Origin of the sequence: Pseudoalteromonas sp. SCSIO 43095 (assembly GCF_023650455.1) — a bacterium.
GTDB classification, from domain to species: Bacteria; Pseudomonadota; Gammaproteobacteria; order Enterobacterales; family Alteromonadaceae; genus Pseudoalteromonas; species Pseudoalteromonas tetraodonis.
In genome coordinates this window covers 41984-61618 of record NZ_CP087995.1, presented here as the reverse complement: position 1 = coordinate 61618, position 19635 = coordinate 41984, and the positions used below count along the sequence as shown (strand labels likewise).

18 protein-coding genes, 1 pseudogene and 1 riboswitch are annotated in these 19635 nt (G+C 41.4%); of the genes and pseudogenes, 13 read left to right on the top strand and 6 right to left on the bottom strand.

The features are described from left to right. Positions 1-227 precede the first annotated feature (227 nt). Positions 228-1637 (bottom strand): protein adenylyltransferase SelO, encoded by a 1410-nt coding sequence (locus LOC50_RS00340; protein WP_250653414.1) that lies wholly within the window; start codon positions 1635-1637, stop codon positions 228-230. An 8-nt stretch (positions 1638-1645) separates the two neighbouring features. Further along, a complete protein-coding gene (locus tag LOC50_RS00335; RefSeq protein WP_036980958.1) occupies positions 1646-2344 on the bottom strand; it encodes a DNA-3-methyladenine glycosylase I in 699 nt (232 codons plus the stop codon). 188 nt (positions 2345-2532) lie between these two features. Beyond that, positions 2533-2712, top strand: a riboswitch (Lysine riboswitch). Positions 2713-2839: 127 nt separating this feature from the next. Between LOC50_RS00335 and dapA the strand changes: the two genes are divergently transcribed. From dapA to LOC50_RS00310, 5 genes are all read left to right on the top strand, one after another. Then, complete coding sequence (dapA, locus tag LOC50_RS00330; protein ID WP_250653413.1) at positions 2840-3724, top strand: 4-hydroxy-tetrahydrodipicolinate synthase; 885 nt, start codon at positions 2840-2842, stop codon at positions 3722-3724. Positions 3725-3739: 15 nt separating this feature from the next. Further along, positions 3740-4480, top strand: coding sequence for a 2,3,4,5-tetrahydropyridine-2,6-dicarboxylate N-succinyltransferase (locus LOC50_RS00325; RefSeq protein ID WP_013463810.1), 741 nt, complete (start codon positions 3740-3742; stop codon positions 4478-4480). Then, positions 4480-5685 carry a PLP-dependent decarboxylase gene (locus tag LOC50_RS00320; protein WP_138626629.1) on the top strand — a complete coding sequence of 402 codons (1206 nt, stop codon included), beginning with the start codon at positions 4480-4482 and terminating at the stop codon, positions 5683-5685. The genes LOC50_RS00325 and LOC50_RS00320 overlap by 1 nt, the downstream gene beginning before the upstream one ends. Before the next feature lie 5 nt (positions 5686-5690). After that, positions 5691-6812 (top strand): succinylglutamate desuccinylase/aspartoacylase family protein, encoded by a 1122-nt coding sequence (locus LOC50_RS00315; RefSeq protein ID WP_248533650.1) that lies wholly within the window; start codon positions 5691-5693, stop codon positions 6810-6812. A 177-nt stretch (positions 6813-6989) separates the two neighbouring features. Next, complete coding sequence (locus LOC50_RS00310; RefSeq protein ID WP_036980948.1) at positions 6990-8021, top strand: phospholipase A; 1032 nt, start codon at positions 6990-6992, stop codon at positions 8019-8021. Positions 8022-8074: 53 nt separating this feature from the next. Here the strand turns inward: LOC50_RS00310 and LOC50_RS00305 are convergent, their stop codons facing one another. Next, entirely contained in the window at positions 8075-8968 is an 894-nt protein-coding gene (locus LOC50_RS00305) for a bifunctional GNAT family N-acetyltransferase/hotdog fold thioesterase (protein WP_036980946.1), read from the bottom strand. Between the two features lie 122 nt (positions 8969-9090). Here LOC50_RS00305 and LOC50_RS00300 point away from each other — a divergent pair, with 122 nt between their 5' ends. Then, positions 9091-9837 (top strand): spermidine synthase, encoded by a 747-nt coding sequence (locus LOC50_RS00300; protein WP_069440225.1) that lies wholly within the window; start codon positions 9091-9093, stop codon positions 9835-9837. Here LOC50_RS00300 and dtd read toward each other — a convergent pair. Together dtd and LOC50_RS00290 are read right to left on the bottom strand one after the other, a co-directional pair. After that, complete coding sequence (dtd, locus tag LOC50_RS00295; protein WP_033102725.1) at positions 9834-10271, bottom strand: D-aminoacyl-tRNA deacylase; 438 nt, start codon at positions 10269-10271, stop codon at positions 9834-9836. The genes LOC50_RS00300 and dtd overlap by 4 nt on opposite strands. After that, positions 10272-11153: a virulence factor BrkB family protein gene (locus tag LOC50_RS00290; RefSeq protein ID WP_138626627.1), complete on the bottom strand. Its 882-nt coding sequence runs from the start codon at positions 11151-11153 to the stop codon at positions 10272-10274. It lies immediately after the preceding gene. Between the two features lie 86 nt (positions 11154-11239). On the opposite strand from LOC50_RS00290, the gene LOC50_RS00285 reads away from it, so the two are divergent. The 4 genes and pseudogenes from LOC50_RS00285 to LOC50_RS00270 form a co-directional block, all read left to right on the top strand. Then, positions 11240-11893 carry a DUF2959 domain-containing protein gene (locus LOC50_RS00285; protein ID WP_013463802.1) on the top strand — a complete coding sequence of 218 codons (654 nt, stop codon included), beginning with the start codon at positions 11240-11242 and terminating at the stop codon, positions 11891-11893. Positions 11894-12031: 138 nt separating this feature from the next. Then, complete coding sequence (locus LOC50_RS00280; protein ID WP_138626626.1) at positions 12032-13123, top strand: MBL fold metallo-hydrolase; 1092 nt, start codon at positions 12032-12034, stop codon at positions 13121-13123. A gap of 146 nt (positions 13124-13269) precedes the next feature. Next, positions 13270-13449, top strand: coding sequence for a BLUF domain-containing protein (locus LOC50_RS00275; RefSeq protein ID WP_350309923.1), 180 nt, complete (start codon positions 13270-13272; stop codon positions 13447-13449). After that, positions 13445-13735: pseudogene (locus LOC50_RS00270) on the top strand (sugar-binding protein); the annotation flags it as partial. The gene LOC50_RS00275 and the pseudogene LOC50_RS00270, both read left to right, overlap by 5 nt. Before the next feature lie 374 nt (positions 13736-14109). Here the strand turns inward: LOC50_RS00270 and typA are convergent. Continuing rightward, on the bottom strand, positions 14110-15933 hold the full coding sequence (typA, locus tag LOC50_RS00265; protein ID WP_138626625.1) for a translational GTPase TypA: 1824 nt from the start codon (positions 15931-15933) through the stop codon (positions 14110-14112). Between the two features lie 506 nt (positions 15934-16439). On the opposite strand from typA, the gene glnA reads away from it, so the two are divergent. The 3 genes from glnA to glnL all read left to right on the top strand — a co-directional run bounded on the left by glnA (position 16440) and on the right by glnL (position 19635). Beyond that, on the top strand, positions 16440-17846 hold the full coding sequence (glnA, locus tag LOC50_RS00260) for a glutamate--ammonia ligase (RefSeq protein ID WP_036980935.1): 1407 nt from the start codon (positions 16440-16442) through the stop codon (positions 17844-17846). Between the two features lie 115 nt (positions 17847-17961). Next, complete coding sequence (locus LOC50_RS00255; RefSeq protein WP_250653412.1) at positions 17962-18483, top strand: DUF4124 domain-containing protein; 522 nt, start codon at positions 17962-17964, stop codon at positions 18481-18483. 81 nt (positions 18484-18564) lie between these two features. Beyond that, entirely contained in the window at positions 18565-19635 is a 1071-nt protein-coding gene (gene glnL / locus LOC50_RS00250; protein WP_069440219.1) for a nitrogen regulation protein NR(II), read from the top strand.

The window sequence follows — 19635 nt, the reverse complement described above, 5'->3', positions numbered from 1 at the left end:
GCTTAACGCAAATATATTTTTTCAATATCTAGGATAATAAAACTAGCTCATAAAAAATGTCGATGAACACAGGCTAGCTCAAAAAGCAAACAATCGCTTTAAACCCCACACGATCACTGGCCTTTATGGAGTTATGGTATCACTCGTTCATAGTTTACTCTATGAATGAACATTGCAGGAGTAAAAAATGACCTTTTATATTCATTTTAAGATGCAACAAACAATACTTAAGTACCACAAAAAGTACGATAATTCTTATCATCTTCAGGCGGCTGTTGAAACTCTGTAGCTTGCATATTGCTTGTGTAAGGGCTCGACATCACTTTGCTAAAACGACTGAGTAGCTCACTATCCCCATGCGTAGTGTACTGAGTAATAATATCTTCAATAATATGATTACGGGGAATCACACTTGGATTTGCCTGTCGCATTATATTATAACTATGCTCGTTAGTTCGTGTTTGCCATTGCTGTGCCCACGATACAAGTGCTGATGGTATTTGCGCTTGTCCAGTTAACGATTCAGTTAACGCATTAAAAGTATTGGTATAATCAAGCTGGTGTTGTTTTAATAACCCTAGTAACTCTCCCACCAACTTATTATCTTTATCATCCGCGACTGTTAACCCTAACTTTTGCGCCCACATAGCGCTAAATTGTTGGTTAAATTGCGTTGAAAAGCCCTCAATTAAAGGCGTCATCAATGCCACCGCTTGCTCGTCATCATCACTGATCAGCGCCATTAGACTCTCTGCTAAGCGGGCACAGTTCCAACTTGCCATGTTTGGCTGATTACCAAACGCATAACGCCCTTGTTTATCAATAGAGCTAAACACGGTATCAAAATCAAACTGGTTCATCATGGCACATGGGCCGTAATCTATGGTTTCACCACTAATTAAGGTGTTATCGGTGTTCATAACACCATGAATAAACCCCACCCTCATCCAACTTACGACTAATTTGACTTGGTTGGCGATCACTGCAGCTAAAAAATCTAAATAACGCTGAGCACCAGTGCTGTTAATCTCGGGATAGTGTCTTTGAATGGCTAAGTCGGCTAAGTTTTTTAGGCTAGTAACGTCACCTTGAGTGGCTAAATATTGAAACGAGCCCACCCGTATATGACTGCTGGCGAGTCGGGTTACAATAGCACCTGGTTGAGGTGGGTTGCGATAAACGGTTTCGCCACTGCCAACCACGGCTAAACAACGCGTTGTTGGAATGCCAAGCGCGTGCATAGCTTCGCTCATTACGTACTCACGAATAGCTGGACCTAATGCACAGCGGCCATCGCCTCCGCGCGAAAATGGCGTAGCACCAGCGCCTTTTAATTGCAGATCCCAAAGCTGATTTTTATCATCGCTAATCGCACCGAGCAAATGCGCCCTACCATCCCCTAGTCGCGGTGAAAAGTGACCAAACTGATGACCAGAATATCCCAGTGCCACTGCAGAAATCGCTTGGGGTTCATTACCGCTGAATATATTTGCTCGTGAATCGGCACTCACCTGTATATTAAATTGCTTAGCTAGGGGCTCATTCCATAACAATAACTGTGGCGCTGCCACTTTAGCCGGATGATCGCTAATAGCAAAGCCGTCACCAATATTGGTATACCTTGGCACTAATTTCATGATTAATCCTATTGTTGTTGGCTTATTCCTACTCGGTTGTCGCCGACACCATAAGCGACAATTAAGCTTAGCTCTTGCATACTTAAACCGCTTTGCTGCTGCAGTTCATTAAAAAAAGCTTGCGCGGCATTTAATGATTTTTTGGTTTGTAAGCCGCCATCTATAATTTTGTGCGCACGTAAATAGCTCTCTACGTCTCGGGATAATAAAAAGGTGTCTTTCCCTAATGCACGCAAAGCATAAGGACCGGTATTGCCCCCTAAACGCGCACCCTGTTTTTTCAAATATGCCCACAAACCAATAATATCTTCACTTGGCCAATTAGCTATAAACTGACTAAAACTACCATGCTGCTGCGCAACTTCGTGGATCATATATGCATTTTCAGTAATAGTTTTTACTTTTTTATAGTTGCGTACAATCCGCTCATCACTGGCTTTTTGCTCAAGCATATCCGGTGGCATCATCAGTAACTTTTCAACATTAAAATCCCAAAAAACCTCTCTAAATCCTGCCCATTTACTATTGATCACCGACCAATAAAAACCACTTTGAAATACCTTGCGAGTAAATTCTTCTAGCCAATCATCATCACTTAATGTGCTGAGTTGCTTTGTTGATAAAGGTTTTGCGAGTAACAACTTAAGCATTTTTTCAGAGCCCTTTCGCTCCACTGCTCGCTTATAAATATCGCTAAATTTTTCCATCTGCTTAATACCTTACTTCTACTGTGAGGTTAGTGTACGAGAAAAGCAGCCAATACGTAATAACAGTCAATCAGGGTGAATCAATCTGAATTTAGTCACTTGACACCTAGACGGCTAAAATGGTTTAATCGCCACACTTACCCTATTACATTGTATTTGCTAACTGGCTTTTCAAGTAGCGAGTACAAAGGGCTAGAAGAGGTGCGTTATTCAGGTAGCGTATGTTAGGAGCGCAAACTCCAATGAGCATACGTGAGGGGAATTAACGCCGAGAGGTAACACTTTTTTGTGAAAGATTACTTCGGGCGACTAGGTTGAATCCTAGCGACTGTCACCAATAACATATTTGGTGGAGAGCTTCTGGTCTTAGTATAATAAGGCCGTGCGCCCTATTATTTAAGCCCATTCGCTCTTCGAATTATAAACACATTCAAAGAGTCAGGCATCCTAAATACCCGCCAAAAACTCGACGAATGCCCTATAAGTTCGTGAGAGATGATCAACAACTTCAATATTAACAATTTCCATTTATGGACTGCGCTGATCACCCCATTTGATCAAAATGGCCTAGTTGATTACGCAACCTTAGACACCTTGGTGGCCGAACAAGAAGCCGCTAACAACGGCATTTTATTACTTGGTAGCACTGGCGAAGGGTTAGCCCTGACCCTAAAAGAGCAGCAAGCCATCGTAGAGCATGTCTGCCAATTACAGCCGAGCGTCCCGCTTATGGTCGCAGTCGGTGGTAGTAACTTAAAGCAGCAGCTTGAATGGGTTAACTACTGCAACCAACTGCCTATTCATGGTTTTTTACTTGGCTCGCCTTTGTACGCCAAACCCGGTGCAGTGGGGCAAACGCATTGGTTTGAAAGCTTACTCGATGCCAGTTCTCATCCTTGTATGCTTTATAACGTACCAGGACGAAGCGCCGTAAGCATTCCCATTGCGACTATTGAAAACCTCAAACATCATAAAAATTTATGGGCACTGAAAGAAGCCAGTGGCTCTATCTCTCAATTTGAAGCCTTTCGAAAAGCGGCGCCTGATTTAGCTATTTTTAGTGGTGATGATGCCCTCATGCCTTATTTTGCCCAAGCAGGTGCAAAAGGTTTAGTGTCGGTTGCAGCCAATGCATGGCCAGTGCAAACCCATGAGTTTGTAAAGCGCAGTTTAAGCGGCCAACACCCTAATCTTTTTGTCCAGTGGTCTAGTGCTATCAATAGCTTATTCTCAGTAGCCAACCCTATCCCAGTCAAAGTGTTAATGCATTTACAAGGCCGTATTAGCAGTCCGTATTTACGCCCACCTTTAACACACCTTGAGCTGACACACACCAATGACATTTCATCGGCAAACAACACCATTTTATCTTGGCATTAAATACAGGTTTTTATAATGAACTGGTTAGAACTATTAAATAATTTAGAAACGGGCGCGGTTCGCGCAGCAACACAAGACGAAAACGGCCAATGGCACGCTAACGTAGAAGTAAAGCAAGGCATTTTAGAAGCCTTTAAAAACGGTCAAAACACCGAGTTTGCTGGCGGTTTTGTTGATAAACATAACTTAGCGCCGCAAAGCTTTGAAGCCACAGCAGGCGTTCGCATGGTACCCGGTGGTTCAAGTGTGCGCCGTGGTGCACATGTTGCCAAAGGCACTATTATTATGCCACCTGCGTACGTAAATATTGGTGCATTTATTGACGAGGGCACTATGGTAGATAGCCACGCGCTCGTAGGGTCGTGTGCTCAAGTAGGTAAAAATGTGCATTTAAGCGCAGCGGTACAATTAGGAGGGGTACTTGAGCCCATTGGTGCCAGCCCTGTGGTTATTGAAGATGATGCCTTTATTGGTGCAGGCTGTGTGATTGTTGAAGGCGTGGTAGTTAAAAAAGGCGCGGTACTTGCTCCAGGTGTTCGCTTATCTGCAACCATCCCTGTTTATGACTGCGTAAATGAGCGCCAGCTTGATAAAGGCGAAGCAATCCCTGAATACGCAATTGTGATCCCTGGATCTCGCCCTGCGTCAAACGATTGGGCGCGTGAGCAAGGCTTAAGCATGTCGTGTGCGTTAATTGTTAAATACCGTGACGAGCAAAGTGACGCGTCATTATTGCTTGAAGAGGTTTTACGTTAATGACCTTTTTGAGCACGCCCGTTAAAAGCGCTATTGATAAGCTATCAACTGAGCTTGATACGCCCTTTTTTGTTTATGATCTTGATTCACTAAACACACATTTAACGCGTTTAGTAGCACAAACCGAGGTAAAACTCTGGTATGCAGTTAAAGCGAACCCGTTATCTAGCGTGATCCAACGCTTAAATAACGCTGGTTTTAACTTTGATGTTGCAAGTAAAGGCGAGCTTGAGCAAGTCCTTGCTCAAGGAATTAACAGTGAACGCGTGCTCAACACGGGGCCTGCAAAAAGCCCTAAACAAATTAAGCACTTTATTGCGCGTGGCGTACGCACCTTTGTGGCAGAAAGTCTCAATCAGGTGCGTTGGTTAAACGAACAAGCCAATGCCCAGCAGTGCCAGTTGCAGGTTTTGCTGCGCGTTCAATTACGCTGGCCCGAGGGTGATAAAAACCCGCTAGGGGGCGATAGTCTTACTCCATTTGGCTTGGGGTGCGACGAGTGGCAGGCGCTAAATACCAGTGACTACTGTGCACTTAATTTTGACGGTCTGCATATTTTTCAGTGGGGCAACATGCTTAGCAGCGACAAACTTGCTGAACTGTGGACACAAATGATTACGCCGTTAAGGCAACTTGCTGAGGATTTAAATATTAACCTCAAGGTGCTGGATTTAGGTGGTGGTTTAGGTATTCCCTATACGCTTGATACGCCCACTCTAAGTTGGGATGCACTCATAGAGGCGCTTGCAAAAATTAAATGCGATGCGGGGGTTACTGAGCTGTGGATGGAACTAGGTCGCTACGCTGTAGGCGAATGCGGCCACTACGCCACACCTGTTGTTGAGCGCAAACTAAATTACGGCCAACAACAGGTGATTATGAGCGGCGGCATTAATCATTTATTGCGCCCTGCGGTCACCAGTCAAGATTTCCCTGCGCGTTTATTACGAGATTCAAACGCAGCAAATCAAGCAATGAGCCTATACGGCCCCTTATGTACTGCACTTGATTGCTTAGGAGAGCACCAATTACCCAGTGATTTAAATGAGCAAGACTGGTTAGTATTTAGTCAATGCGGTGCCTACGGTTTTACCGAAAGTATGCCGTACTTTTTATGTCATGAGCTGGCCGGTGAATATGTTATACACAATGGCGTATTGAGTTGCGTGCGACAAGCAGAAGATGCAAGCCACTACTTGAGGTAAAAAAGATGAATAACACCACAGCTATAAGCCAAGAAAACATTGTAGTTGGCGAAGTCGCAAACGGACTACCACTGACTATTCCTGTGTATCGTTTAAAAGGCGATGGCACCGGCCCAAGTGTGTATATACAAGCTAATATGCATGGCGCAGAAGTGCAAGGCAACGCGGTAATTTACCAATTACTTGAGCAACTAAAAGCACTTAATTTAAAAGGTGATATTACCTTAGTTCCTTACGCTAACCCCATTGGCTGTAATCAAAAGTCGGGGGAATTTACCCTTGGCCGATTCGATCCCATTACGGGGACTAATTGGAATCGCATGTATCACTGCAATAATAAACTTGCATCACAGTTTGCAAAGCAGTTCAGCGATGCCGATGATAAGATTCTGAAAACAGCCTTTAAAGCCGCGTTAATTAATGACGTTGAGCAACAACTCAACGGCCCTGATTATCGTTTAACAACGGGGAAACGGATTGCGCTAAACTTACAAAAATTGGCGCATCAAGCAGATATAGTTTTAGATTTACACACCGGCCCTATTTCTAGTCAGCACTTATATTGCCCTGAGTATGCGACCGATAGCGCGCGTTACTTTAATATTCCCCATGTGCTGGTTATTCCTAATGACTTTGATGGCGCAATGGATGAAGCAAGCTTTTGTCCATGGTGGCAGCTTAGTGAGCAACTTGCTCAGCAAGGGCGTGAATTTAACGTGCAAGTTGAAGCCTTTACGGTAGAGCTTGGCAGCCAAGAAAAAATCGATTTAAGCGCGGCACTAGACGATGCCAATAGTATTTTAAGTTATTTAAATCATAAGCAAGTATTTGTTGATGCCCCCTACAAGCCAAAATTGATGACAAGATATGGCTGCCAACTAAATGATTATATCGCTTATTACGCCCCCATGGGTGGCATGGTCGAATACCTAGCACCTCTTGGCGGGCATGTTAAAGCTGGAGAACCCATTGCTAAAATACTGCGAATGGAGCGCTATTTAAGCGAACAACCGCTGCAAACTCTAAGCTTTGATCTCGATGCAATTGCGATATTGCATTTTGCCTCAGCGAGTGTGAATCAAGGTACCGAACTGTATAAATTTTTTACCAACGTCTTTGAGCTTTAGCTCACCCCTTCTCATTGCGTGAGAGTTAGCTAGTAAATAACTAGTTACACAGTAAAAGCGACTTAGGTCGCTTTTCTTTTTAAAGTATTAAAGTTCAGGACAAATTCACCGTTTATGTGTTAAAAAGGCGCTATAATTAGCAAAATACTGACTTCCCTCACTTACAAAGGAATTATAATGAGTTGGCGCCATTGGATACTACTTTCTACATTACTCAGCACAACCGTTGTTGCTGAAGAAACAGCGAATAACGAGCAAAACAATGAACTTGAGCTGGTAAAGCAATGTATTTTAAATGAAGTGATCGGTGGAGACGGTAAGCAAACCCTCGATCAATTACGTAAAAAGTGTTCTGCCGTTGAAGAAAGCAAGCAGCTAACGGCTATCGACAAACGCCAAGCCCGTGAAGCGGTTGGTAAAAAAAATCGTAATGTAATTACCCCGCATAGACGTAATTATATTTTACCTGTTTCTTATATGTCGAACCCAAACACTCGCCCGTTTGATGGATTTGCAGAGTTAACCGATAAAAAAGATGGCGACCCACTTGATAACTTAGAAGCTAAATATCAGCTATCAATTAAAGTGCCTTTGTATGATGAGTTTGCCGACTCAGACCAAGCTATATTTTTTGGCTTTACTTTGCAGTCATACTGGCAAGTATATAACGACGATATTTCCTCTCCTTTTCGTGAAACCAACTACGAGCCAGAAGTATTTTGGATTAATTACTTAGACCCTGAAAACGTTTTATGGGGCGATGAAATGGCAATAGCCATTGGTATTTCGCACCAATCTAATGGTCGTAGTCAGCCAAACTCGCGTTCTTGGAATCGCATTTATGCCGATTTCATTTGGGAAAAAGACGGCTTTGTATTTAGCTTTAAACCTTGGTATCGCATTCCTGAAAACAAAAAGCCTGCGCCGTTAGATGCACGAGGTGACGATAACCCTGATATCTATAAATACATGGGTTACTTTGAATTTGGTGGCGCGTATCGCTTTCACGATCATGAATTTAGTTTTATGACTCGTAATAATTTAAATTCAGATAACCGCGGGGCAATTCAGCTTGATTGGTCATTCCCTCTATGGGGAAGAGTACGCGGCTATGCACAGTACTTTAATGGTTATGGTGAAAGTTTAATAGACTATAACGCCGATATTGAACGCTTTGGTGTGGGTATATTACTGACAGATTTACTGTAAAAAACGCTTATAAAAAAAGCCAAGCAACTCGCTTGGCTTTTTCGTTTATTTTATCACTTTTTAACTACAAACTGCCCTTCAAACTGGGCAACTACTTGGTCACCATCAAAAATGGTTACTGGTACTAAATAGCTCGCCTTACCCGCCTCTTGTAACTCATTTAAGTTACCTTTACAGGTTTGAATATCAACACAGCCTTTAGGGTCGGTATTCAGTGGTTTTAAATATTTAATATTAGCATCGGCTAACACTATATTGCCCTCAAGTCCGGCTTCTTTTAATGCTAAATACGTTGCTCCCCAACCCGTTAATGTAGCTAGGCTATAAATAGAGCCCGCAAACATGGTGTTGTGTAAGTTTAAGTTAGCATTTAAATCTGCACGAGTAGTAAATTGCCAATCTGTGTAACTTTCTACTTTTATTCCCATAGCATCACTAATAGGGATTGATTCACGCCATGTGTTTTGCAGTACTTGAGTCCAATTGGGGTGGCGAAACCAACCTGGCTCACTCGGTTTGAGCTTAACCATTTTGTAATGCTGTACATCACCATAAGCCAAATGTGCTTTTTCTTTATTTTCATAGCCATGGCGCTGATAAAATTCCAGAGCACGTTCACGAGCAAACAACACTAATTCATCAGCATCTTGATTCCACGCTATTTTTTCTAGCTCATGTAGTAAACGGCTACCAATATGTTGATTACGGTTACCCTCTGCAACCGCCATATAACGTACTTGAGCTTGTTGCTGATTATTAAAGTGCAAACGAGCCACACCCAATACTTCACCCGCTTTATTTTTAATGAAGCGATGCTCAGCCTCTTGCTCTAAATCGTCTTGCTCAGAGCCCCGAGGTTCGCCCCATGGGGCACGTAAAACCTGCCAGCGTAATTGGTAATAGGCTTGCCAGTCTTCACTACTTTGTGGGGTGCTCACTTGAAACATACATACTCCATAAATTAAAAATGTAAAATATTACGCTGTGCATTTTGTGAAAAACACCATACTCGATCTGGGTAAAACTGCAAATAAGACTTTGGTGCTGAGAAAACAGCTGTAAAAAATTAATGACAAAAGCCGTTGCGATTTACCTCTGCTGGTTTATGCTCAATAGCATGAATAAATATATCCATTGCAGTAGTGGCCTGATCAGCCAACATTTTATTGAGCATAGTTCATCGCTAGGCCAGTTACTTTATTGGCATAATCAGCATGGTGAGCACATACAAGTAAGAGAGTATCAACAACTTCGCTGGCTACTCATTAATAACACCTTGCAGTCTGTTATTTTAAAAGCAAAACCACATGCATTGCTGTTTCCGCACCTTGCTTATTTAGCAACGGCTTGGCAACAGCTACCTGCGCCTAAAAAAGTACTCGAACTGGGGTTAGGTGGCGGTGCCATTCGTAATTACTTATTAGAGCAGTATCCTCAAGTACAGGTTACTTCAGTAGAGAAAAGCCCCCATATTATTGACTGTTATCAACAATTTTTTGCCCCCAGTGAACAACAACAGATTCATTGCGAGGATGCGCAAACAATTTTAAAATCAGCAGAGCAGATGGACTGGGTCATTTTAGATTTATTTAGTGAATTAGACGCCCCGCGATTTTTATTTGATTCATGCTTTTATCAAACAATTTATGATGCACTTGATCAACAGGGCATATTATTTATTAACTTTTTATCGCAGCACTCATCACAACTCACTCAGTTACAACATGTACTACTGACTGTATTTGGGAAGGCTATTAGTATTCAAAAAATTACCGGCTTTGTTAATCATATTGTGATTGTAGAAAAAGCACGTTAAGCGGTTAAATTAAAGGTAACCGGCCCATCGTTACATAAACTCACCTGCATATCGGCTGCAAATTCACCGGTCGCGACCTTAATACCGAGTAATTTAGCCTGCTCTACAAAGTAATTATATAGCGCTTGCGCTTGGTCTGGTGTAGCTGCCGATGAAAAGCTAGGCCGCATGCCTTTTTTTGTATTGGCTGCGAGCGTAAATTGCGATACGACTAACAGTTCGCCTTGTATGTCTTTAAGGCTGAGATTCATTTTATCGTTTTCGTCATTAAAAATACGGTAATTGGTGACTTTGTGTAATAGTTTATCAGCGCTGCTTTCATCATCTTCTTTTTCCACCCCCAGCAATAATACAATGCCTTGTTTAATTTCACCGACAAGCTGTTGGTCTATCACCACGTTAGCGTGTGTTACTCGTTGAATTAATCCCTGCATTTACTCTGTATCCTCTGCTTGTTGATCTTTTTTATTGTAATGCTTCATGTTAATACACACCGTGAATTCAGCGCCTAGTAGCACCACGACCCACGACAAGTAAACCCATACAAACAAAATGGGAATGGTTGCTACCGCACCATAAATCACTTCGTATGATGGAAAATGGCTAATGTACAAAGCAAAGCCTTTTTTGGTTAGCTCAAATAACATGGCAGCAAATAGCGCACCGGGAACGGCCGCCTTAAACGAAACGCGAGTATTAGGCACTAAGGTGTAAAGCATAATAAAACCAGCCATAGAAATCGCATAAGGGAGTAGCTTTAACAAGAAACCACTAAACCCTGGTATCCCTTGATCGGCAAACGATACCAACGACACAATATAAGAGGTGACACCAATGCTCGCACCCAGTAACACGGGCCCTAAGCTGAGTACCATCCAATATACGGCAAACGATATCATCATCGGGCGTTTTTTCTTTACTCGCCAAATACGGTTTAGCGTGGCATCTACATTACGAATAAGTAGCAAGGCAATGGCTGCTAAAAAGCCAATACCTACTGCCGTCATTTGATTGGCATTACTAGCAAACGAGCTAATATGCTCTTTAATGACACCAGAAGAGGTGGGCACAAAGTTAGTAAACAAAAAGCTCTCAATAGCTAAACGAGTCGACTCAAATCCTGGAAAAGCAGAAAATATTGCTACACCTACAGCAATAAGTGGGACTAACGAAAGTAAAGTAACGTACGCTAAATACCCTGCATTAATGGTTATTTGATCGTCAATACAGCGATTAAAATATTGCATCCACCAGCCTGGTTGCAGTTTTAAAAACGCCTTAACTTGCTGTTTGTAATGGGAGAGCTTATCATTCATACAATTAACTTTGTTGGTGAGCTTTTGATTATAATAACAATCAAGGCCATAATTTACAGCATTAACACTCGTAAATAGGAATTCAGATGAAAAAACAAACATTTTTAGGGACAACCATACTTGCGTTAATGCTGATGCTCTCTGGTTGTCAGTCTGCTTATTATTCGGCAATGGAAAAAGTAGGTGTTCATAAGCGTGATATTTTGATTGACCGCGTAGAAGAAACAAAAGACTCACAACAAGAGTCTCAACAAGAATTTCAATCAGCACTTGAGCGTTTAACTACACTCATTAATTTTGATGGCGGTGAATTGCAAGATGCTTACAATCAACTTAATGACGATTACGAGTCAAGCCTTCAAGCGGCAAACGAAGTATCAAGTAATATTAATAAAGTTGAAGACGTAGCAGAAGCTTTATTTGATGAGTGGAATGATGAGTTAGAGCAATACAAAAGTGCCTCACTTAAGCGTGAAAGCAGCAAAAAGTTAGCAGCAACACAACGTCAATTCGACCAGTTACTTCGCTCAATGCGCAGCGCCGAGAGTAAAATGGAGCCGGTATTATCATCTTTAAAAGACAACGTATTGTATTTAAAGCATAACTTAAATGCGCAAGCGGTAGCGGCTATCAAAGGTGAATTTACTAACTTAAAGCGCGATATTCAGTTATTAATGAATGATATGAACAAATCGATTGAAGACTCAAATAAATTTATTGAGCAAATGAATAAATCCTAAATATTTAACCTATTAAACTGAGCCCGCTAAAAATAGCGGGCTTTTTTATACACACTTTTTGTTACTTTTTTGTCCTTTTTTAGCAAACTGCTTTTGTTACACTTTCAGTAAGATAAAAATAACAACTAAAAATGAATTATGAAAATACATACACTTAGCTTAATCATCGCCTCCAGTGTGCTCGTTGCATGCAGCACTGCGAATAATATTGAGGTTATTGCAGGCCCTGACACCGTTATTCCACTTCATCAACAAGGTGAGCAAGCTGGGCGCTACCACAACCTCTACCCAGGCAAAAAAAGTTATCCTGTTAGCTGTGAAACTGATTGCTACCCAAAAAACAATAACTTAATTTGTGAAACAGAGGCTGAAAACTGCCAATATCAAGGTAAGCAGAAAAATCCGCAGGTTAATGCGGGCTTTACTATTCGTTGGCTCGGACACGCAGGCTTTGTGATCAAAACCCCGAATGGCCAACAAGTTGTATTTGATCCCGTAAAAGAGCAATTTGACTCGCCTATTGATTTAGCTTTTCGCCTTACTTCAGGATTTTATCGCAAGCCTGGCGACTGGCTCACAGACAATGAATTGAAAAACTTAGTCGCCGTTATGTATTCTCACATTCACTACGATCATTTCAATAAAGCCGATATTGAAGAAATTGGTAATCAGCCTCGCTACCTAACCCCCCTTGGCATGGCTGATAACTTTCCAACAGGTGGCTTTAACATTAGTGAAATGGCATGGTATGCAAAAACTAAAATTGATGATTTAACCATTCATGCGCTACCTGCGCATCATTTTAGTAGTCGTGTTTTAGTGCCTTTTATTTATGAAGATAACAATAAAGACCTATGGAATGGCTGGTTACTTGAGCAAAGTGGCAGCACTTTATTTTTTGCAGGCGACACTGGTTATTCAAAACACTTTAACGATATACAGCAAAAATATGGCGATATCGATGTGTGCTTAATGCCTATTGCCTCTTATTACCATAAAGAGAACGGCAACTGGTACCGTTATGTACATACCACTCCTGAGGATGCATTAACCGCAGCACAAGCGCTTAACTGTAAAGTAATGATACCGTGGGGCTATGGTAACTCAAGTTGGAAGATGGGCGATCACAGCAGCCACTCTGCACTACTGCGCTTATTGCATATGCATAAAAAAATGAACTCGAAGATCCCTCTGTATATTTTAAATGAAGGTGAAAGCATCCAGCTTTAGTTAGTCATTTACACAAAATGCGTTTACATAATTAGTAATAACCCCCTCACTGAACTATCTTTAATTAACTAAACAGTCAGGGGTTTTATGTTTCTTGTGCGACTCATTTACGCCAGTAAAATAAGTAGTGGTTTGGGCCTAAAGATATAGAAAATATTTTACAAAATGCGCGAACCTACAATGTAAAAACAAATGTCACCGGCATGTTATGTTTTAGTAATGAGTACTTTTTACAATGCCTTGAAGGCTCCAGAACCGCTGTTAATAATACCTATCAACAAATATTAAATGACAAACGTCATCACAATGTAATTATGCTCAACTAACTGCAAACGCAATACCACTGCGCCCTATAACATCACGTGGGAAGTGGCAATAAAACTCTACCCGAATGATTATCAACAAGGCGCACAAAACACACCGATTAAGTTAACTGAAAAACACGTCATTGGTTTTATGCTCGCCTACTGCGATAACGATGGTAGCGAAGTACGCGAACACTTTATGGGCTCACACGAAGTAAAGCCAATGAATGGTGACAGAAACCGTGGGTTTATAGATGCAGATGTATTTGGTAAGATCACTCTACTACCAAAAAGTGATGTAAGTTAGCGTGTAGCTTGGGCTGAGCACAGCGAAACCAAGCAAAAAGTATCCTAGCAACAATTACAGGTGCTTTACATTATAGATTGTTTAAGATCTGACTCTTTTACTGCTCACTCCCTTCTCTTTGTGCAAACATTTTTAAGTGAATTATTCACAAAGAGGATAAGAGGCGCAGCGCTTTTAGAGGAAAAACACTATGTTGCAAGGTTTACAAAATCTAGCGGCTTTCACCTAATAGCCACATTAATACCAAGCGATTCAATTACACTGTTCTAATCTGACAGCTGACGACTTATAGCTAATAGCGCTTGTTTTCACCCACAAAAAAGCCGCTGTATTTTGCAATACAGCGGCTTTTATTATGCTTACTCTAAAGACTATTAAGCTTTAGCAGCACGACCCGCACGCTTACGCTCACTTTCAGTTAAGTGGCGTTTACGAATACGAATGTTCTCAGGTGTTACTTCTACTAACTCGTCATCATCGATGAACTCAAGCGCTTGCTCAAGTGTGTAGTTCAATGGTGGCGTAAGTGTTTGTGCTTCATCTGTACCAGATGCACGAACGTTAGTAAGCTGCTTACCTTTAAGTGCGTTAACGGTAAGGTCGTTATCACGGCTATGAATACCGATAACCATACCTTCGTAAACTTCAACACCGTGACCGATGAATAATTTACCACGCTCTTGTAAGTTGAATAATGCGTTAGTAAGTGCTTTACCTGTCGCATTTGCAATCATTACACCGTTCTTACGTGCGCCAATAGTACCGCCTTTATGAGGACCGTAATGATCGAATGTGTGGTACATAAGGCCAGAACCAGAAGTAAGCGTCATGAAGTCAGTTTGGAAACCGATTAAACCACGGCTTGGGATCATAAAGTCCATACGCATACGGCCTTTACCATCTGGTGCCATATCAGTAAGCTCCCCCTTACGAAGACCAATTTGCTCCATGATAGAACCTTGGTGCTCTTCTTCACAGTCAATTGTTACTGTTTCATACGGTTCTTCTAATACACCGTCTACTTCACGCAAAATTACTTCTGGACGTGATACAGCTAGCTCGTAACCTTCACGGCGCATGTTCTCGATTAAGATACCAAGGTGTAATTCACCACGGCCAGATACGCGGAAGCTATCTGGGTTATCTGTCTCTTCTACACGAAGTGCAACGTTATGTACAAGCTCGTTTTGTAAACGCTCAAGGATATTACGCGACGTTACAAACTTACCTTCTTTACCAGCAAATGGTGATGTATTTACAGAGAAGGTCATTGTTACTGTAGGCTCATCAACACTTAGTGGAGGTAGTGCTTCAACATTATTAGGCGCACACACTGTGTCTGATATTTTCAGCTCACCAATACCTGTTACTGTTACGATATTACCTGCATAACCACGGTCAGTTTCGATTCGCTCAAGACCTAAATAACTTTGTACTGAACCAATTTTACCGTTACGCGTAGAACCATCAGCGCTGATAATAGTCACTTGTTGGTTAGGAGCAACAGAGCCACGCTTAATACGACCAACACCGATTACACCTTTATAAGAGTTGTAATCAAGCTGAGAGATTTGCATTTGGAAGTCACCTTCAGGATCAGCTTCTGGTGGTGATACTTCGTCAACGATCATTTGGAACATAGGTTCCATGTTGTCAGACGGCTCGTCTAAATCTAATGTAGCCCAACCATTGATTGCTGAAGCGTAGATTACTTTAAAGTCTAACTGTTCGTCAGTTGCACCAAGGTTATCGAATAAATCAAAGATTTGATCCATAACCCAATCAGGACGTGCACCAGGCTTATCAATCTTATTGATAACAACAATTGGCTTTAAGCCTTGTGCGAATGCTTTTTGCGTTACGAAACGCGTTTGTGGCATTGGACCTTCTTGAGCATCAACAAGTAACAATACTGAGTCAGCCATCGAAAGTACGCGTTCAACTTCACCACCAAAATCGGCGTGTCCCGGGGTATCTACGATATTGATATGGTAGTCTTTCCAAGAAATGGCTGTATTTTTGGCCAAAATGGTAATACCACGTTCTTTCTCAATGTCGTTTGAGTCCATCACGCGCTCTTCGTTACCGCCGCGTGTTTCTAATGTACCTGATTGCTCAAGTAGTTTGTCAACCAACGTTGTTTTACCGTGGTCAACGTGCGCGATAATCGCTATATTTCTTAACTGTTCGATGCTCATATTTTCACTCAGAGAAGTTTATTCTCATTGATCCTGCAAGATCTACGCACTCATCTGCGTTTTCACCAGATGTCCCAGCATAGGATTTAAAAGGGCGCATATTATCCCTCATTAATGACATGGATGAAAGTTTATCCAATACAATTTTAAAAACTTTCTTAATACTTTTACTAAGTATCTGTTTTTTATATGACATTTATATGAAATAAATTTCGACAAATTACATAAACTGTCATTTTTTAGCTAATTTGTTAATTGCTTTGGCGCTATTTACTATTTAAGTTAAGCTGATTTAGGTGATTAAAATACATGCAAATTTAAGTGTGGATTTTTTGCACCATTATGGATATCTTACGCACCAAAAAAGTGCAATACGCATGACTATTTTTGTGCAGCCATATTTTTTAACTTAATAAACAGTAGGTTAAAATAATGGCATAAAATCGGCTTACTAGTAGCTAAAGCATTTAATGCAGCAATAATAAAACCCAATAGTTGGAGGACACATGTCACAATCGGTTTTAGATTTTATTAAAGAAAATGACGTTAAGTTCATTGATTTACGCTTTACTGACACAAAAGGTAAAGAGCAACATATTTCTATTCCTCACCATCAAGTTGATGAAGACTTTTTTGAAGATGGAAAGATGTTTGACGGTTCTTCAATTGCTGGCTGGAAAGGCATCAACGAATCAGACATGGTGTTATTACCAGATGCAGATTCAATTAAACTTGACCCTTTCACAGAAGAAACAACGCTAATAGTTCGTTGTGACGTGGTTGAACCTTCTACATTACAAGGTTACGAACGCGACCCTCGCTCAGTTGCTAAGCGCGCTGAAGAGTACATGCGCTCTACGGGTATTGCTGACACTGTTTTATTTGGTCCTGAGCCAGAGTTTTTCGTATTTGACGATGTTAAATACAAATCTGACATGTCAGGCTCAATGTATAAAATTGATTCTAAGCAAGCAGCTTGGAACTCAGATAAAGAATATGCAGATGGCAACACAGGCCACCGTCCAGGTGTTAAAGGCGGTTACTTCCCGGTTGCACCTGTTGATGATTTCCAAGATTGGCGTTCTGCAACTTGTTTAGTTCTTGAAGAGCTAGGGCAAGTAGTTGAAGCACATCACCACGAAGTGGCGACTGCCGGTCAGAATGAAATCGCAACTCGCTTTAACACTATGGTTTTAAAAGCAGACGAAATCCAAGAAATGAAATATGTTATTCACAACATGGCTCATTTATACGGAAAGACAGCAACCTTTATGCCTAAGCCTGTTGTTGGCGATAACGGTTCAGGTATGCACTGTCACCAGTCTTTAGCTAAAGACGGCGTAAACTTATTCGCAGGTGATAAGTACGGCGGTCTTTCTGAAGACGCGCTTTACTACATTGGTGGTATCATCAAACATGCTAAAGCAATCAACGCTTTTGCTAACGCGTCAACTAACTCGTACAAACGTTTAGTACCTGGTTTTGAAGCTCCGGTAATGCTTGCATACTCGGCTCGTAACCGTTCGGCATCAATCCGTATTCCAGTTGTGCCATCTGCAAAAGGTCGTCGTATCGAAGTACGCTTCCCAGATCCAACTGCTAACCCATACCTTGCTTTCTCTGCAATGCTTATGGCTGGCCTTGACGGAATTAAAAACAAGATCCACCCTGGCGATGCTATGGACAAGGACTTATACGACTTACCAGCTGAAGAAGCGGCAGAAATTCCAACAGTAGCCTCATCATTAGATGAAGCATTAGCTGCGCTTGATTCAGACCGTGAATTCTTAAACCAAGGTGGTGTATTCACCAATGACCTAATCGATGCTTACATCGCACTTAAGTCAAAAGAAGTTGAAAAACTTAACATGACAACTCACCCAGTTGAGTTCGAAATGTACTACAGCTGTTAATTTATTAACCGATAAAATAATGTGTGTTTTAAGCCCGCTTTGCGGGCTTTTTTTATGGTAAATTTAACGGTTCTACACTAAAGTGAAGTTAGTTTAAACAATGCAGGATAGCTGGATGGTAGGTAAGATTTTGTTGCTATTAATAGCTTTGATGTTAAGCCTTAATAGCCATGCGAGCGATAAAAAAATTTACGCATGGAAAGACAAAAATGGGGTGCTGGTTTTTTCAGATACTCCTCAGCCTGGCGCTAAAGAGGTTAAACTCACGAGCCAACATCTCAGCATGGCCGCTACAAACACCGATATTCTTGATACTGCTCCTACTAAAACAGCAGTAAAGTTTAGTATTAGTATTTCATCGCCTGAACCACACCAAACTATCAGGGAAAACACGGGCTCTGTGTATGTCTCTACCCGTATTGCCCCTCGATTTGAAGCTGGATTTACCATTGGTTTATTTTTAGATGGCGTTGCCATTGGTGCACCGAGCGATACGACAACACTGGCGTTAAGAGATGTGGAGCGAGGCCAACACACACTGCAAGTTAAACTTTATAATAAACAAAATCAGGTAATTGCAACCAGTCCTGAAAGTGTATTTTTTATGCACCGTAAAGGCCTTAACATAGGTCGATAATTACAATTAAGTACGCGTGTTTAGCGTATATTTTTCTAAAAACCTTGCCTACCTTCCCAGGTGCACTAAAATGGTGCAATGATGATTAATAAAACACATTTTAGCCCAGAGCTACTGAATATAATTTGGCAAAACCAAACCACCGCCCTGATGTTACTTGATGAAAGCTTTCAGCTTATTTACGCTAACACCAGTGCCAGTGAATTACTTGGCTTAGGCGAAAAACGTTTGCTAGGACAAGCATTCGACGATTTATTTAACTACCATTCTATCGACTTAAAACGCATTGCGCAGTACTCGTTAGTTGATGGTGTAGACTGCCACCAGCATAGAGCTGACGTGGTGTTTATCGATTCTCGCCATGCAAAACTAGCGGTGAGTACTCGGCGAATAAAACATAACAACACCTATTATATTTTATTTGAATGTCGACAAACCGATGACGAAATAAAGCACGATCAGGTCTCAAATCAAATGCATCAATACCAAGCTGCACGTAACTTAATTCGCGGTTTAGCCCATGAAATTAAAAACCCGCTGGGTGGAATTCGCGGGGCGGCGCAATTATTGCAGTATGAGGGTGATCAACAAGAAAGAGATCAATGTGCAGAACTGATAATTGAACAAGCCGATCGGTTGCGTGAATTAGTTGATAGACTCCTTGGGCCTAACCAACTACCGCAAAAATCGTATGGCAATATACATCAAACATTAGAGTCGGTTGTTAAACTCAGTACGTTAGATAACAACCGCGATATTCGGTTAGTTAAAGACTACGACCCGAGTATTCCTGATGTTTATATTGATCAGAGCAAAGTTCAACAAGTGGTGCTTAATATTGTGCGTAATGCGCAACAGGCATTGGTAGATGGTGGCGAAATAAAAATAAAAACACGGATTAATTATCAGCATCGTCGTCCGGGCAAAGCCCCTAAAAAGGCATTGCTTATTCAAGTAATGGATAACGGCCCAGGTATTGATGCTAATTTACGCGACACCTTATTTTACCCTATGACCACTAATAAAGAAGGTGGCTCGGGACTTGGATTATCTATAGCGCAAACCTTGATTGATCAACATGATGGCTATATCGAATGCGATAGTTGGCCAGGACATACTGAATTTAATATTTATCTGCCATTTACAGATTAA